We start from the raw sequence: 16,416 nt of genomic DNA on the forward strand, positions 1-16,416 counted from the left end.
TGCGAAAACAAAAAGGTGAACCCATGATTTTGGAGACTCTGTTTGTCCGCGTGCCGTCGTTGATCGGCATTCGATACTTGTTTCTCGGATTGGTGACGGTCTTGGTGGTCGGCTTGGCGGGATGCGGCGGCGGCGACAGCAATAGTGCGAGCAATGGCGGTCAGCCCGCGCCAGCCGCCGTGATTTTCACGCTGAGCAGCGATTTGACGACAATTAAAACGGGGTCCAGCAATAATGCGGCCACCATTACCGTGTCGGTACGCGATACGAATAATGTGCCGCTGGAAGATGTGGTGGTGGAAATCTCTGCCGATTCCGGCGAATTTATGAGTTCGCCGACCGTGACCACGGATCGGCGGGGCATGGCCTCGGCAGCGCTGTGGGCCGGTAACGATAAAAGCAACCGGACGATTAATGTTTCGGCCATTGCCTATCCGGGTGACGATAAGGCGGTCTCGGCCACACCAATCACGGTGGAAACTACGGGCACAACGGTCACGCTGATCGCCCCCAACGAGACAGTGGAAATGTTCGATACCGAGGAACTGATCGCGACCGTGACGGATGCGGACGGCTTTCCGGTCACGGACGTCCCGGTGACGCTGACTTCCGCGCTGGCGGCCCAGATATTCCCGGCCACGTCCAACAGTCTCGATGACGGCACCGCGGGCTTTGGTTACACCGCGATGGTGGCCGGGACCGATACCCTGACCGCCAGTATTGCCGGCGCGTCGTCAAGCCTGCCGTTGACCATAACCGAGCTGGATCCGGCTCTCGTCGTCTATTCCATCACGGCGTCCCGCAGCGAGATTCTGTCGGGCGCGCGGGATAACACCGCATTGTTCACCGTGACCTCGCGCAAGGCGAACGGCGCGATCGTGCCGGCTCAGGCGGTCAATGTCTCCGTCGACAACGGCGGGGTTTCCAGCATCACGCAGGGCGTTACCGACGCCAATGGCAACCTGCAGTTCGAGGTGGGCTATGGCGCGGACAGGAGCGACCGGCGGCTGACTGTCACCGTCCAGGGCGGGACAACGACGGCAGATATCCCGATCAACGTTGCCGGAACCACGCTGACCCTGACGCGCGGCGATAGCCTTGAGGCGGGCGGGCCCGGCGTGCCGTGGACCGTTGCTTTGCTGGACGCCGACGGCGTGCCCATCCAGGACAGCGTGCAGATGGATATTCAAAGCGGCAGTGCGATGCTGAACTATCAGTTGGACACCATTCTGGAGCCATTGCCCCCGTTGATGCTGGGCGGCGGGGAAGACAATGTCTTCGAACTGGGGCCCACCACGAGGCTGACGGGTTATGGGTTCACGATCAAGGCCATCTATGGCTTGGGGCGACAGCAGTCGAATGCGGTGACGACCCGTGTGGTGGCGCCATACCAGACAGACGACAAGGCGACGGTGACGGCCGATCACGGTACGAACTTCGATAACGTCATCGGCTACGACAGCAGCATCGGGTGGATCGTGCCGGTGCAGGAGAATGCTGTCGGGCCAAGCACACTGGCGACGCAACCAGGGGGTACCTATGCCGCGATCCAGGTGACCGCCTCCGATCTGACCGGGCAGCCCGCAACGATTGCGCTACGCGGCAGCCGAGCGAATGGATGCAGTACCCGCCCGATGCACGGAACCGTTGCCTGCCAGGGATCGAAAAACACCAAATTGCGTATTTGGTACGATCCGGCCGACAACCCGTCGCTACCGGACGGCATCTATACAGCGGAGTTTCGCGTCGCCGGTTATCGGCAGACGGACACGGTCACGCCAATCCAGCAATTGACGATCCGGGTCAATATCGCGGTCGCCAGGGAGATCGTGAACTGACGCCCGGCCCGGCGGCGGTCATTTGTTCGCGAAGGCAGCGATGGGATCGTCGTCGACCGGCGGCGGTGCAACCTCCGGAGCCGGGGTCGGGGTCGGAGCAGGCGTCGGCGCCGGTTGCACCGGTGCCGGCGTCATCGGCAGGTTGCTGGCCGCCACCACGCGCCGGGCGCCGTTGTAGCGCGATGCCCAGTACGACTTGCCCATGTCCTCCAGCCGCACCGTGCCGCCCGTGGCCGGCGCGTGGACAAAGCGGTTCTGGCCCACGTAGATGCCGACATGCGAATTGGCCCGGCCCGTCGTGTTGAAGAACACCAGGTCGCCCGACGCCACCTCGCTGCGGTCCAGCGACGTGCCGCGCTGGCCCATCTGCTCGGTGGTGCGCGGCAGGTTCACGTTGGCGGCGCGCGAGACGACATAGCGGACCAGGCCGCTGCAATCGAATCCGGAATCGGGCGTGTTGCCGCCGTAGCGGTAGGGCGTGCCGACCAGCGACATCGCCTGGATCGAGATTTCCTCCAGGCCGGCGCTTGGGTCGATCATGGGCTTGCTGGGCTGGCGGGGCGGCGCGCCGCTGTGGCGGGCAGGCGGTCCGCCGGCGCAAGCGGCCAGCAGCATGACGCTGGCGCAGACTGCCGCAAGGGCAGGGCGGGACGACTGGAACGGTACGGGCGGGCGCTGCGGCATCCTTGCTGGGATCGTGGCTGGAACCTGGTGGCCGGGTCGATTGCCGGGTCAGGCGTCCACCTCGCGCTGGTATCCCGGCGGCTTGCCAGGAGAAACCAGCGACCGCGCAAACTTACCAGCGCAACTGTGCGTTGCGCGTGCCGGTGCTGATCTTGATGGACTTGGGCTGACCCTTGTAACTGGCCTCGATATTGTAGCTGCCTTCGGGCGCACGTATCAGGCAGCGCGGGCCGCCAGCGCGGAAATCGGCCACCTTCTGGCCGTCGCGTGTCAATTTCACGTCAACGTCGGCCAGGTACTCGCCCTCGGCGCCCCGCGTGAACAGGATGCCCATGTTGAAATCCTTCTCCTGGGCCGCCAGCCGGGCACGCTCGTCCTCGGCCACGCCGCCGCAGACGTAGCTGACCGGCCCCATGGTGCGGATCACCATCTCGTCGGCCGCCGCCTTGGCGGGTTGCAGCGCGGCGGCGACGATCACCGTCGCGCCGATCAGCGCGGCCACGGCAATGCGTTTGCGCCGGGCCACACGCGCGTTATGGGAAAACAGGGTCCTGCTGGTCGACAGATATCTGCTGAATGACTGCTGCCGGTTCATCGACGCCTCCGTATCGACATGAACACCCGGCAATCATAGCCGGGTCGTGCGGCCCTGGCTGTCGGCCAAACGCCGACGCGCGGGGGGTGTTGCGCCACACTAAGCGATGCGGAACCGCCCGGCCATGGAACAGGCCGGGGGGATACCAGTAAGACGGCCGCCCGACGCCGGGCGGCCGCCGTGCTACAGCACGTCCGCTGCGTGGTCGGCCAGCCGCGAGCGCTCGCCGCGGGCCAGCGTCACGTGGCCGCTGTGGCTCCAGCCCTTGAAGCGATCCACCACGTAGGTCAGGCCAGACGACCCCTCGGTCAGGTACGGCGTGTCGATCTGGGCGATGTTGCCCAGGCAGACGATCTTGGTGCCCGGGCCGGCCCGCGTGACCAGCGTCTTCATCTGCTTGGGCGTCAGGTTCTGCGCCTCGTCGATGATGACGAACTTGTTCACGAAGGTGCGGCCGCGCATGAAGTTCATGCTCTTGACCTTGATCCGCGAACGGATCAGCTCCTGCGTGGCCGCGCGACCCCATTCGCCGGCGCTGTCGTCGCTCTTCTGCAGCACTTCCAGGTTGTCGTCGAATGCGCCCATCCAGGGCTGCATCTTCTCTTCCTCGGTGCCGGGCAGGAAGCCGATGTCCTCGCCCACCGGCACCGTGGCCCGGGTGACGATGATCTCGTTGTAGAGCTTCTGGTCCAGCACCTGCTCCAGGCCCGACGCCAGCGCCAGCAGCGTCTTGCCGGTACCGGCCTGGCCCAGCAGCGTGACGAAGTCCACGTCCGGGCTCATCAGCAGGTTCAGCGCGAAGTTCTGCTCGCGGTTGCGCGCCACCACGCTCCAGACATTGTTCTTGTTGTGGGTGTAGTCCTTCAGCGTCTGCAGCAGGGCGGTCTTGCCGTTGATCTCCTTGACCTGCGCGTACAGCGGCAGGCTACCGTCCATCGGCTCCAGGTAGACGAACTGGTTGACCAGGAACGACGGCACCAGCGGGCCGGTCAGGCGGTAGAACATGGCGCCCGACTTGGGGTCCTGCCAGCTTTCCACGCCCTTGCCGTGCTTGGCCCAGAAGTCGTTGGGCAACTGCATCACGCCCGAGTAGAGCAGGTCCTTGTCTTCCAGGACCTGGTCGTTGAAGTAGTCCTCGGCCGGCAGGCCCAGCGCCCGCGCCTTGATCCGCATGTTGATGTCTTTCGACACCAGCACGACCTGGCGCTCCGGGTACTGCTGCTGCAGCGCGCTGACCACGCCCAGGATCTGGTTGTCGGCCTTGCCCTGCGGCAGGCCCTCGGGCAGCTTGATGTCGTTCAGGCGGGTCTGGAAGAACAGCTTGCCGGCGGCGTCGCGGTTGCCCAGCTTGGCCAGCGGCAGGCCCTCGTCGAGCACGCCGTCGGTGCCACCCACAAGCTGGTCCAGCGTGCGGCTGACCATGCGCGCGTTGCGCGCCACCTCGCTCATGCCCTTCTTGTGGTTGTCCAGCTCCTCCAGCGTCATCATCGGCAGATAGATGTCGTGCTCCTCGAAGCGGAACAGCGAGCTCGGGTCGTGCATCAGCACGTTCGTGTCCAGCACGAACAGCTTGCTCGGCCCGGCCGACTTGCGCGTGCGGCGCGTGGGGCCGGCGGCGGGCTTGACCAGGCTGACGGCCGGCGCGGCCGGCGTGGTGGTGGCCGGCGGGGCGTCGGCGGTCTTGGCCCGGGTCGTGCTGCCGGCGCGTGCGCGGGTGGCGGGCGCCTGGGTGTCGCCGGTCTCGAGCAGTGCCACCCGCTCCAGGACCGGCACAGGTTTCTTACCCTGCGCGGCTTTGGCCTTGGAGCTTGCGACCGGCGCGAATTCGCTCGGATCCAGCAGTTGGGCAGGCTTGGCGGGCATGGTAGGCAGCGGCATGCTTGGCTTTCCTTTCAGGGGCTAAAGGGGGCGAAAAGACTGGCGTACAACCAGGGAACGGCAGAAAGCGGGAAAACCGAAGGGCGCGGAGACGCGGGGTTGCGGGTTGGAGAATCGAACGCCGATGCGCAAAACAAAAAAGCCGCCAGTCCTGGGGTACAGGTGTGGCGGCTTTGTTGCGGTCCGGCGGCACGGCAGGTCCGCTACCAGCCCTTGGACTGTGCCTGGTGGGCCGGGACGTTACTGCAGCGTGGCAACTGGGATCTGAACGCATTGAGGGCCAATCTACCCGAAGGTTTTGGCTTTTGCAATCGGTCAAATTCTCGTCGCGGCGGCGCAACTGCGATGGGCCGGGAGGATGCTCCCGTTCACATCGCCTTGATGATTTCGAGTACCTCGTCCACGTGGTTCGGCACCTTGATGCCGCGCATCTCGTGGCGCAGCACGCCCTTGCCGTCGACGACGAAGGTGCTGCGCTCGATGCCGCGCACTTCCTTGCCATACATCTTTTTCATCTTGATGACGTCGAACAGGCTGCAGATGGCTTCGTCGGCGTCCGAGATCAGCTCGAACGGAAGCTCCAGCTTGGCCTTGAAGTTCTCGTGCGACTTCAGGCTGTCGCGCGAGATGCCGTACACCGCCGCCCCGGCGCGCTCGAATGCGTCGTACTGGTCGCGGAAATTCATGGCCTCGGTGGTGCAACCCGGCGTGTTGTCCTTCGGGTAGAAGTACAGCACCAGGGTCTTGCCGCGCTGGTCGGCGAGGCGGAAGTCCGCGCCGGTCGCGGGGGCCCGGAAGTCGGGAACGGCCTTGTTGAGACTGACGGTCATGCTGGTGGCTCTCCTGGCTGGCGAAGCATCATCGGTGATGGCGGCGGCCCATTCGTGTCTGACAGCCCGGACCTGCGCCATGGCGGGTGCAGATTGGGGCAGTTGGACGGACTTCAAGCGTGGCGCCGGCTCAACCCGGCAAAAAGGCGCCGGGCGCGCTAGCCCTCGGCGGCGGGCTCCACCAGCAGCACGGCCGCCACCTTGCGGCCTTCGGCCATGAGGATATTGTAGGTGCGGCATGCGGCCTGCAAGTCCATCGCGTCCACGCCGATATGCCGGCGCGCCAGCGCCGCGGTCAGCCGCGGGTGCGGAAAGCGCAGCCGGTTGCCGGTGCCCAGCAGCACCACCTCGGGCTTGCGGTCCAGCAGCGCCTCGAAGTGCGCCGGTTCCAGGTCCTCGAAGCGGCCGGCCGGCCAGGGCACGACCTCGCCCTCGGGCATGACCAGCACGGACTGGTCGTGGCGGACCGCGTTGATCTCGATGTATCCGGGCCCGTAGCCGGTCACGGTATTGAGGTTCTGGGGCTTGTCGGCGTGGAGTTTCAAGTGGGGTGCCTCGTGCCGCCCGGGGCTGCCTGGGCGCCGGCCCGGCGGCGCGGGGCGCGGCGGGACGCCTCGGCGGTGGGGGCGGGCGGCGGGTTGGTGGCAGGATCGTGCGCGCAGGCGCCCGGAAGGCGTGCCGCGATGCAGGAATCCATGCCGAAGTCTGTCATAATCCGATATCTTATAGCTTTTGGTGCGACACGCACTTTTCGTGTCCGGTAGCTCATCGTTAAGAGCACGCTCAATAGAGCATCGACCTTTGCGGAGACAAGGGGAAGGCCTCGGCCTGAACCGTCCAATCTCAGCCATTTCTTGCTTTGACAGGCCCAGCCGCAAGGTTGGAGCGAGTCCATGTGTTGTGGGAAGGCCAGCGTATCGGCTAACTCGCAGCTTGCTATTTGCTGGATGGATTTCCAGCCATTGCCCAAAGGCGGGGACGCTTGCCTTTGGGCAGGTGTCTTTGCAGTACGCGCTCTCCCCCGGAGGGTGCGGGTGGATATGCCGCAGCAGTTTCGCTGCGTGTTCGCTACATAGCATTTAAACCGGCCCAATAGGGTCGGCGCTACGTTCTTTGGGACGCAGACCATGCGCTCGCAAGAGCCCGTCTGTCGTCAAGCGCCTGCCAACATGGAGGCACTGAAGTAATGAAGTGAGGTTCCCGGAGCGATAGCTCTGCGCGTTATGGTTCGGTCGAATACACCCGCGAGGGTGCCTCGATAGAGAACCTGCTATGCGACTAGCAGTAGCCTAGGGAGACATGCGTCACCGGTAACGGTGGGGTGTGAAGCTCTCCTGACAACGTAGCCCCTGTAAGGGTGCGTCCCTGTCGTGAGATAGGGGCGCAGAGACTCCGAGCAGCAATGGGGTCAAGGAGCCAGGCTGACTGGTATGGGTAATGTAAGTGAACTGCTGATAAACGTCGTAAATAAGGCGGTGCCAAAGCTGCTGATAGGCACTAACCAAACGGTACGTGATCGGATGCTCCGCTCGAAAGTCGGAGTACGTCGCTAGATAGATCACCGGCGAAGAGGCAGGCCCTAACCCAGTCGTGTAATGCGCAGGGAACGTGGTAAGCCCGTATGGCTGCCGGAGCGCCATATGGCTCCGGCAGGCGAACCGCAAGGGACGCTGTTGGCTGTGCGGGTATGGGAGGTTGGAGAAAGCGAACGCCGGGTTGTAATGATCCGGATAGGGGTTGAAACATTACCTCACGCGAAAGCGGGCAGACTTCCAACTGGTCTTTCGTCGCAAGACGGCTGACTGAACTCGCTTGTTTAATTTTCTTCCCTTGGGGGGTGACATGCCCCTCAAGGGGCATGTTGTCTCTGTTGCTTGGGGAAGTCCTCAAGATAGGAGAGCAGCATGGAAGCATTGATCCGCGAGGATGAATCTGCGCCCTCCGGCATCCCGCAGCGATGGGGCGACATCAATTGGCGCCGCGTCGACCGGAATGTTCGGGCAATGCAGATTCGAATTGCGAAGGCAACACAGGATGGGGATTGGCGCCGGGTGAAAGCCCTGCAACGATCCCTGACCCGCTCGTTTTCCGCTAAAGCATCGGCGGTACGACGAGTGGCGATGAACCAAGGAGCGCGGACGGCGGGAGTCGACCGCGTAGAGTGGGACTCACCTGAAGCCCGATGGGCAGCCATTGGGAGGTTGAAGCGCCGGGGGTATCGCCCGCTGCCATTAAGGCGGGTGTATATACCCAAGGCAAATGGGAAAGAACGCCCTCTGGGCATTCCGACCATGCACGACCGGGCCATGCAGGCGCTGTATCTGCTGGCGCTGGAACCGGTGTCCGAAGGAACGAGCGACCCGAACTCTTACGGGTTTCGGATCAATCGCTCTACCGCGGATGCCATGTCCCAGCTGTTTGTTTCCCTATCCAAGAAAGCCTCGGCTCAATGGGTGCTGGAAGCAGACATCAAAGGGTGCTTTGACCATATCAGTCACGACTGGCTGGAGCGCAATGTCCCAATGGATAAAGCAATCCTACGGAAGTGGTTGAAAGCTGGCGTCGTATTTCAAGGCCAGTTTCAGGCGACCGATGCTGGAACACCACAGGGGGGCATCATTTCCCCGACCTTGGCAAATGTGGCACTGAACGGGTTGGAACAACAACTGATCGAGTCCTTGCGGGCCAGACTGGGCGTTGCCAACACGAAGAAGCTGAAAGTGAACGTCGTACGGTACGCGGATGACTTTGTGATCACCGGCAACACGCCGGAAGTGCTGGAGCACGAAGTGAAGCCGTGGGTAGAACAGTTCCTAGCAACACGAGGACTGACGCTCTCCACGGAGAAAACACGAATCGTCAATATCGCTGACGGCTTTGACTTTCTAGGGTGGAATTTCCGGAAATACTCGGGAACGCTGCTCATCAAACCGAGCAAGAAAAACGCGCAAGCGTTCTATCGCAAGGTAAAGGAGGTCATCGGGGCACATAGGGGGAAACGGACGGCAGATCTAATCCAGAAGTTGAACCCGATGCTGAGGGGCTGGGCGCAGTATCACAGCCCAGTGGTTGCGAAAGCGATGTTCGCCCGCATGGAGCATCTGATCTTTAGGTCTCTATGGAGGTGGGCAAAGCGGCGACACCGAAGGAAGGGTACCGAGTGGGTGCGAAGGACATACTTCGCCTCAGTTGGAAACCGGAACTGGGTGTTCGGTTCCACGATGTGGAATAGGGCGGGTGAGCGCTACTGGATGGAACTGTATTCGATGCCGAGTACGCCTATCCGGAGGCACAAGAAAGTTCGCGGGGACTACCATCCCTTCGACCCAGCGCAGGAAATGTATGGCGAAACGCTGCGGCAGGAACGTATGGCAGAAAGCATGTCGTACCGAAGGCAGTGGGCAAAGCTGTTCATGTCCCAGCGGGGCTTGTGTGCGGTATGCCAGAGCAAGATTACCAAAGAGACAGGATGGGATGACCATCACATCGAACCTCGGGTATCCGGGGGTTCCGATGCTCTAGGAAACCGCGTTCTGGTGCACCCCGATTGCCATGTTCAAGTCCATTTCCACGGCCAAGTTGCGGTGAAGCCGGTGTATGATTCGTCCATATACTTTGTAGAGGCTTGAGCCGTATGCGGGGAAACTCGCACGTACGGTTCTTAGGGGGGAGGGGGTCAGTAATGACCTTTCTCCTACCCTACCCTCCCGGTCTGCCACGCTCGACTGCTGCCCAGCGACGCGCGCCGCCAGACGTCCAGGACAATCCAGAAGATTCCCAAGACCGCTGCCATCGAGACACGCAGCTTGCCCTGACCTCGCCAACACCGCCGTGAAACCCATCCAGAAATCCAACAAGCTCCAGAACGTTTGCTATGACATCCGCGGCCCGGTGCTGGAAAAGGCCAAGCAGATGGAAGAGGAAGGGCACAAGATCATCAAGCTCAACATCGGCAACCTGGCCGTGTTCGGCTTCGATGCGCCGGAGGAAATCCAGCAGGACATGATGCGCAACCTGCCCAATTCGGCCGGTTACTCCGATTCCAAGGGCATCTTCGCCGCGCGCAAGGCGATCATGCACTACACCCAGGAAAAGCAGATCCAGGGCGTGGGGCTGGACGACATCTACGTGGGCAACGGCGCCTCCGAACTGATCGTGATGTCGATGAACGCGCTGCTCAACAGCGGCGACGAAGTGCTGGTGCCGGCGCCCGACTACCCGCTCTGGACGGCCGCGGTGAGCCTGTCCGGCGGCACGCCCGTCCACTACATCTGCGACGAGGCCAACGAGTGGATGCCGGACCTGGACGACATCCGCCGCAAGATCACGCCGAACACGCGCGCGATCGTCGTCATCAACCCGAACAACCCGACCGGCGCACTGTATTCCGACGAACTGCTGCAGGCCATCGTCGGCATCGCCCGCGAGCACGGCCTGATCATCTTTGCCGACGAGATTTACGACAAGGTGCTCTACGACGGCCACACTCACACGTCGATCGGCTCGCTGTCGACCGACGTGCTGACGGTGACCTTCAACGGCCTGTCCAAGAACTATCGCTCGTGCGGCTACCGCGCCGGCTGGATGGTCGTCTCCGGCGACAAGCGCCCGGCGCACGACTACATCGAGGGCCTGAACATGCTCTCGTCGATGCGGCTGTGCGCCAACGTGCCCGGCCAATGGGCCATCCAGACCGCGCTGGGCGGCTATCAGAGCATCAACGACCTCGTGGCCGAGGGCGGCCGGCTGCGCCGCCAGCGCGACCTGGCGCACGAGCTGATCACCCAGATCCCCGGCATCACCTGCGTGAAGCCCAAGGCGGCGCTGTACCTGTTCCCAAAGCTCGACCTGTCGATGTACCCGATCCAGGACGACCAGGAGTTCATCTACGAACTGCTGCAGGAGTCGAAGGTGCTGCTGGTGCAGGGCACCGGCTTCAACTGGGACGCGCCGGACCATTTCCGGATCGTGTTCCTGCCGCACGAGGAAGACCTGCGCGAGGCCATCACCCGGGTGGCGCGCTTCCTTGAGAACTATCGCAAACGTCACGGCACTGCCTGAGCAAGCCGGGGCGCCCCCATTTCCGTATCAAGCAACCCAGAGTCAGACGTCCATGAATCCCATCAAAGTCGGCCTTCTCGGCATCGGTACCGTCGGTAGCGGCACGTTCAACGTGCTCCAGCGCAATCAGGAGGAAATCCGCCGCCGCGCGGGCCGCGGCATCGAGATTGCCGTGGTGGCCGACCTCAACACCGAGCGCGCCCGCGAGCTGACCGGTGGCGCCGTGGACGTGGTGGCCGACGCCAACGACGTGGTGACGCGCCCGGACATCGACATCGTGGTGGAGCTGATTGGCGGTTACGGCGTGGCACGCGAGCTGGTGCTCAAGGCCATCGAGAACGGCAAGCACGTGGTCACCGCCAACAAGGCGCTGCTGGCCGTGCACGGCAACGAGATCTTCGAGGCCGCGCGCCGCAAGGGCGTGATCGTGGCGTTCGAGGCGGCCGTGGCCGGCGGCATCCCCATCATCAAGGCGCTGCGCGAGGGCCTGACCGCGAACCGCATCCAGTGGATCGCCGGCATCATCAACGGCACGACGAACTTCATCCTGTCCGAGATGCGCGACAAGGGCCTGGACTTTGACACGGTACTGAAGGAAGCGCAGCAGCTTGGCTACGCCGAGGCCGACCCGACGTTCGACATCGAGGGCATCGACGCCGCGCACAAGGTCACGCTGATGAGCGCCATCGCGTTCGGCATGCCGGTGCAGTTCGACCGCGCGCACGTGGAAGGCATCACGCGCCTGTCGGCCATCGACATCAAGTACGCCGAGGAACTGGGCTACCGCATCAAGCTGCTGGGCATCACGCGCCGCCGCGAGGAGGGTGTGGAGCTGCGCGTGCACCCGACGCTGGTGCCGGCATCGCGCCTGATCGCCAACGTCGAGGGCGCCATGAACGCCGTGCTGGTGCAGGCCGACGCCGTGGGCGCCACGCTGTACTACGGCAAGGGCGCCGGTGCCGAGCCGACCGCATCGGCCGTGATCGCCGACCTGGTGGACGTGACCCGCCTGCACACGGCCGACCCGAACCACCGCGTGCCGCATTTGGCGTTCCAGCCCGACGAGCTGTCGAGCGTGCCCGTGCTGCCGATCGACGAGGTCACGACGTCGTACTACCTGCGCATGCGCGTGGCGGACCAGACCGGCGTGCTGGCCGAGATCACCCGCATCCTGGCCGAAGGCGGCATCAGCATCGACGCGATGCTGCAGAAGGAATCGCGCGAAGGCGAGCCGCAGACCGACATCATCATCCTGACGCACCTGACCCGCGAGAAGCAGATCAACGTGGCCATCCGCAGCATCGAGGCGCTGCAGACCGTGTTGTCGCCGGTCACCCGCCTGCGCATGGAAGAACTGAATTAAAGAATCTGCTATGAAATACCAGTCGACGCGCGGCCACGACATGCCGCAATCGTTCTCGGAAATCCTGCTCGGCGGCCTGGCCCCGGATGGCGGCCTGTACCTGCCGAAGCAGTATCCGCAAGTCACCGCCGACGAGCTCGAAGCCTGGCGCAAGCTGCCGTACGCCGACCTGGCGTTCGAGGTGCTGTCGCGCTTCTGTGACGACATCCCGGCCGACGACCTGCGCGCGCTGACGCGCAAGACCTACACGCCCGAGGTGTACTGCAACGCCCGCCCCGGCGACAACACGGCGGACATCACGCCGCTGCGCACGCTGGGCGAGGAAGGCGGCACCCGGCTGCAGTTGCTGGGCCTGTCGAACGGGCCGACGCTCGCGTTCAAGGACATGGCGATGCAGTTGCTCGGCAACCTGTTCGAGTACGCGCTGAAGCGGGCCGGGCTGAAGCTGAACATCCTGGGCGCCACGTCGGGCGACACCGGCAGCGCGGCCGAGTACGCGATGCGCGGCAAGGAAGGCATCCGCGTCTTCATGCTGAGCCCGCACCGCAAGATGAGCGCGTTCCAGACCGCGCAGATGTTCAGCCTGCAGGACCCGAACATCTTCAACATCGCCATCGAGGGCGTGTTCGACGATGCTCAGGACATCGTCAAGGCCGTCTCGAACGACCACGCGTTCAAGGCGCGCCAGCGCATCGGCACCGTGAACTCGATCAACTGGGCCCGCGTGGTGGCGCAGGTGGTCTACTACTTCAAGGGCTGGCTGCTGGCCACCGACGGCCCGGGCCAGAAGGTGTCGTTCTGCGTGCCGTCGGGCAACTTCGGCAACGTCTGCGCCGGCCACATCGCCCGCATGATGGGCCTGCCGATCGACAAGCTCGTGGTGGCCACGAACGAGAACGACGTGCTCGACGAGTTCTTCCGCACCGGCACGTACCGCGTGCGCACGGCGGCGCAGACGTACCACACGTCGAGCCCGAGCATGGACATCTCGAAGGCGTCGAACTTCGAGCGCTTCGTCTTCGACCTGCTGGGCCAGGACGCCGGCAAGCTGGCCGAGCTGTTCCGCGACGTGGACACCAAGGGCGGCTTCAGCTTCGCGGGCAAGCCCGAGTTCGACCGCATCCGCCAGTTCGGCTTTGTCTCGGGCCGCAGCACGCACGACGACCGCCTGGCGACGATCCGCGACGTGCACCAGCGCTATGGCGTGACGATCGACACGCATACCGCCGACGGCGTGAAGGTGGCGCGCGAGCACCTGGCCGCCGGCGTGCCGATGGTGGTGCTGGAAACGGCGCTGCCGGCCAAGTTCGCCGACACGATCCGCGAGGCGCTGGGCCGCGAGCCCGAGCGTCCGGCGGCCTTCGACGGCATCGAGCAGTTGCCGCAGCGCTTCGAGGTCATGCCGGCCGACGCCGATCAGGTCAAGGCGTACATCGCACGGCACACGGGCCTGTAGGCCGTTATAGCGGCCATTCACGCCGCCCCCGGACGGCCCCGGCGCCAACTCGCTACAATCGGGTTTGCCGGGTCCCGCTGCCACGGCCCCCAGGCGTCCGACGCCGGGGGCTGTTTGCTTTGGGGGCCAACCCTGACTCCGATATCCCCATGACCCAATCCGCAGCGCGCCCGCCGATGCTGACGATGGCCCAGGCCCTGGAAGCCCTGCTGGCCGGCGCCCGCCCCATCACCGAGACCGAAACCGTCGATACGCTGCAGGCCAACGGCCGCGTGCTGGCCACGCCGGTCACCAGCGCGCTGCGCGTGCCGCCGGCCGATAACACGTCGATGGACGGCTACGCCATGCGCGCCGCCGACGTGCCGGCGCCGGGCACCCGGCTGCCCGTCTCGCAACGGATTCCGGCTGGCCACGTCGGCACCGAACTGGCGCCCGGCACGGCCGCGCGGATCTTCACCGGCGGGCTGATCCCGCCCGGCGCCGATGCCGTGGTGATGCAGGAGCAATGCCAGGCCGATGGCGATGCGGTCATCGTCAACCACGTGCCGGCCAGCGGCGAATGGATTCGCCGCGCCGGCGAGGACATCGAGGCCGGCAGCCAGATCCTGCCGGCCGGCGCGCGGCTGTCGCCGCAGGCGCTGGGGCTGGCCGCGTCGGTCGGGCAGGCCCGGCTCGACGTGATCCGCCGCGTGCGCGTGGCCGTGTTCTTCACCGGCGACGAACTGGCGATGCCGGGCGAGCCGCTGAAGCCGGGCGCGATCTATAACTCCAACCGCTTCACGCTGCGCGGGCTGCTGGAAAACCTGGGCTGCGAAGTGTCCGATTTCGGCATCGTCCCCGACACGCTGGCCGCCACGCGCGACACGTTGCGCCGCGCCGCCGCGGGCCACGACCTGATCATCACGTCGGGCGGCGTCTCGGTGGGCGAGGAAGACCACATCCGTCCGGCCGTGACCGCCGAGGGGCGGCTGGACCTGTGGCAGATCGCGATCAAGCCCGGCAAGCCGCTGGCGTTTGGGCAGGTCGACAACGGCACGGCGGCGCCGACGTTCTTTCTGGGCCTGCCCGGCAACCCGGTGTCGAGCTTTGTCACGTTCCTGCTGTTCGTGCGGCCGTTCCTGCTACGCCTGCAGGGCGTGGCCGACGTCACGCCGCGCCGCCTGCCGCTGCGCGCCGATTTCGACCTGCCGAAGGGCGACCGCCGCAATGAATTCCTGCGCGCGCGGCTTAACGATGCCGGCGGGCTCGACCTGTTCCCGAACCAGAGCTCGGGCGTGCTGACGTCCACGGTCTGGGGCGACGGCCTGATCGACAACCCGCCCAACCAGCCGATCGCCCGCGGCGACACGGTGTCATTCATTCCATTTGCCAGCCTGCTGGCCTAGGTTTATCGCCATGCAACTCGAACTTCGATACTTCGCCAGCGTGCGCGAACAGGTGGGGCAGGGCGCCGAGCGCGCCGAGGTGCCGGCGGATGTCCGCACCGTCGGCGACCTGCGCGGCTGGCTGCGCGGCCGGGGCGGCGCGTGGGCCGAGGCACTGGCCGAAGGCCGCGCGCTGCGGATGGCCGTCGACCACAACGTGGCCCGTGCCGACACCCCGCTGGCCGACGGCTGCGAGGTGGCGTTCTTCCCGCCCGTGACCGGAGGCTGAGATGACGGTGCGCGTGCAGCACGACGATTTCGACCTGGGCGCCGAGGTGGCCGCGCTGCGGGCCGGCAACCGCGGCGTGGGCGCGGTGGCGAGCTTCATCGGCACCGTGCGCGACGTCAGCGACGGCGCCCGCGTCAGCACGATGGAGCTGGAGCACTACCCGGGCATGACCGAGAAGGCGCTGGCCCGCATCGAGGCGGCGGCGCGCGAGCGCTGGCCGCTGCTGGGCGTGACGATCGTGCATCGGGTGGGACTGTTGCAGCCGCTGGACCAGATCGTGCTGGTCGCCGTGGCGTCGGCCCATCGCGGTGCGGCGTTCCAGGCATGCGAATTCCTCATGGACTACCTGAAGTCCGAGGCGCCGTTCTGGAAGAAGGAAGCCACGCCCGACGGCGCACGCTGGGTGGACGCCCGCGTGTCCGACGATGCCGCGCTGCAGCGCTGGGGCATTCCGTCGCTCAATGCAGACCCCGCTGCCGACCCGGCTGCCGATCCCGCGTCCGATTCTTCCGACAAGGCACGCTGATGGGTCCGCTCGGTTTTGTGGCGGTCGGCGTGGGCGCCGCCGTTGGCGCGTGGCTGCGCTGGGGCTTCTCGGTGCTCTGGAATGCGGCGAATCCGGCACTTCCATATGGCACGCTGGCGGCCAACCTGATCGGCGGCTACCTGATCGGGATCGCGGTGGCGTTCTTCCAGACCCATCCCGGCCTGCCGCCCGAATGGCGGCTGCTGGCGGTCACCGGCTTCCTGGGCGGGCTAACCACGTTCTCGACGTTTTCGAGCGAAGTCATCGCCAACCTGGTGTCGGGCGACTACCGCTGGGCGCTGGCCCACCTGGTGCTGCACCTTGGCGGCTCGGTGCTGCTGACCGCGGCCGGCATCTGGTCGTACCGCGCGCTGGCCTGACGCCTTACCTTTCGCCGGCGTTCGGAGACATAGGTAACACTCCTGATGCACCGGCGCCCCTCCGGGTGCTGTTCAGCGCCTATATTCATTGTCACGGATGCACTTTGCCGGCAGCTTGCGGCGCATGAGCCACATCCGTCCCTGCCCAAGCC

Annotated in this window: 14 protein-coding genes; 9 read left to right on the forward strand and 5 right to left on the reverse strand. The window is 65.0% G+C overall.

The window, feature by feature from the left end:
* Positions 1-23 precede the first annotated feature (23 nt).
* A complete protein-coding gene (locus tag EHF44_RS12730) occupies positions 24-1,838 on the forward strand; it encodes an Ig-like domain-containing protein (protein ID WP_172966055.1) in 1,815 nt (604 codons plus the stop codon).
* A gap of 18 nt (positions 1,839-1,856) precedes the next feature.
* Here the strand turns inward: EHF44_RS12730 and EHF44_RS12735 are convergent, their stop codons facing one another.
* The 5 genes from EHF44_RS12735 to EHF44_RS12755 form a co-directional block, all read right to left on the reverse strand.
* Positions 1,857-2,522: a C40 family peptidase gene (locus EHF44_RS12735; protein WP_124684068.1), complete on the reverse strand. Its 666-nt coding sequence runs from the start codon at positions 2,520-2,522 to the stop codon at positions 1,857-1,859.
* Between the two features lie 112 nt (positions 2,523-2,634).
* A complete protein-coding gene (locus EHF44_RS12740; protein ID WP_253699828.1) occupies positions 2,635-3,117 on the reverse strand; it encodes a hypothetical protein in 483 nt (160 codons plus the stop codon).
* Between the two features lie 183 nt (positions 3,118-3,300).
* The gene (locus EHF44_RS12745; RefSeq protein ID WP_124684069.1) at positions 3,301-4,995 is read right to left on the reverse strand and encodes a PhoH family protein; all 1,695 of its coding nucleotides are present in this window, start codon (positions 4,993-4,995) and stop codon (positions 3,301-3,303) included.
* Positions 4,996-5,363: 368 nt separating this feature from the next.
* Positions 5,364-5,825, reverse strand: a complete 462-nt coding sequence (locus tag EHF44_RS12750) for a peroxiredoxin (RefSeq protein WP_124684070.1) — start codon at positions 5,823-5,825, stop codon at positions 5,364-5,366.
* 158 nt (positions 5,826-5,983) lie between these two features.
* Positions 5,984-6,370 carry an Mth938-like domain-containing protein gene (locus tag EHF44_RS12755; protein ID WP_124684071.1) on the reverse strand — a complete coding sequence of 129 codons (387 nt, stop codon included), beginning with the start codon at positions 6,368-6,370 and terminating at the stop codon, positions 5,984-5,986.
* 1,359 nt (positions 6,371-7,729) lie between these two features.
* On the opposite strand from EHF44_RS12755, the gene ltrA reads away from it, so the two are divergent.
* The 8 genes from ltrA (at position 7,730) to crcB (ending at position 16,264) form a co-directional block, all read left to right on the forward strand.
* Complete coding sequence (gene ltrA, locus EHF44_RS12760) at positions 7,730-9,454, forward strand: group II intron reverse transcriptase/maturase (RefSeq protein ID WP_124684072.1); 1,725 nt, start codon at positions 7,730-7,732, stop codon at positions 9,452-9,454.
* Positions 9,455-9,656: 202 nt separating this feature from the next.
* Positions 9,657-10,886, forward strand: coding sequence for a pyridoxal phosphate-dependent aminotransferase (locus EHF44_RS12765; protein ID WP_124684073.1), 1,230 nt, complete (start codon positions 9,657-9,659; stop codon positions 10,884-10,886).
* 52 nt (positions 10,887-10,938) lie between these two features.
* Positions 10,939-12,249 carry a homoserine dehydrogenase gene (locus EHF44_RS12770; RefSeq protein ID WP_124684074.1) on the forward strand — a complete coding sequence of 437 codons (1,311 nt, stop codon included), beginning with the start codon at positions 10,939-10,941 and terminating at the stop codon, positions 12,247-12,249.
* Between the two features lie 10 nt (positions 12,250-12,259).
* On the forward strand, positions 12,260-13,705 hold the full coding sequence (thrC, locus tag EHF44_RS12775) for a threonine synthase (protein WP_124684075.1): 1,446 nt from the start codon (positions 12,260-12,262) through the stop codon (positions 13,703-13,705).
* Between the two features lie 149 nt (positions 13,706-13,854).
* A complete protein-coding gene (locus EHF44_RS12780) occupies positions 13,855-15,090 on the forward strand; it encodes a molybdopterin molybdotransferase MoeA (protein WP_124684076.1) in 1,236 nt (411 codons plus the stop codon).
* A gap of 10 nt (positions 15,091-15,100) precedes the next feature.
* Entirely contained in the window at positions 15,101-15,358 is a 258-nt protein-coding gene (moaD, locus tag EHF44_RS12785; protein WP_124684077.1) for a molybdopterin converting factor subunit 1, read from the forward strand.
* A gap of 1 nt (position 15,359) precedes the next feature.
* Positions 15,360-15,884, forward strand: a complete 525-nt coding sequence (gene moaE / locus EHF44_RS12790; RefSeq protein ID WP_124684078.1) for a molybdopterin synthase catalytic subunit MoaE — start codon at positions 15,360-15,362, stop codon at positions 15,882-15,884.
* Entirely contained in the window at positions 15,884-16,264 is a 381-nt protein-coding gene (gene crcB / locus EHF44_RS12795; protein WP_124684079.1) for a fluoride efflux transporter CrcB, read from the forward strand. Before moaE ends, crcB begins: the two co-directional genes overlap by 1 nt.
* Positions 16,265-16,416 lie beyond the last annotated feature (152 nt).

Source organism: Cupriavidus pauculus, assembly GCF_003854935.1.
In the GTDB taxonomy this organism is placed as follows: domain Bacteria; phylum Pseudomonadota; class Gammaproteobacteria; order Burkholderiales; family Burkholderiaceae; genus Cupriavidus; species Cupriavidus pauculus_C.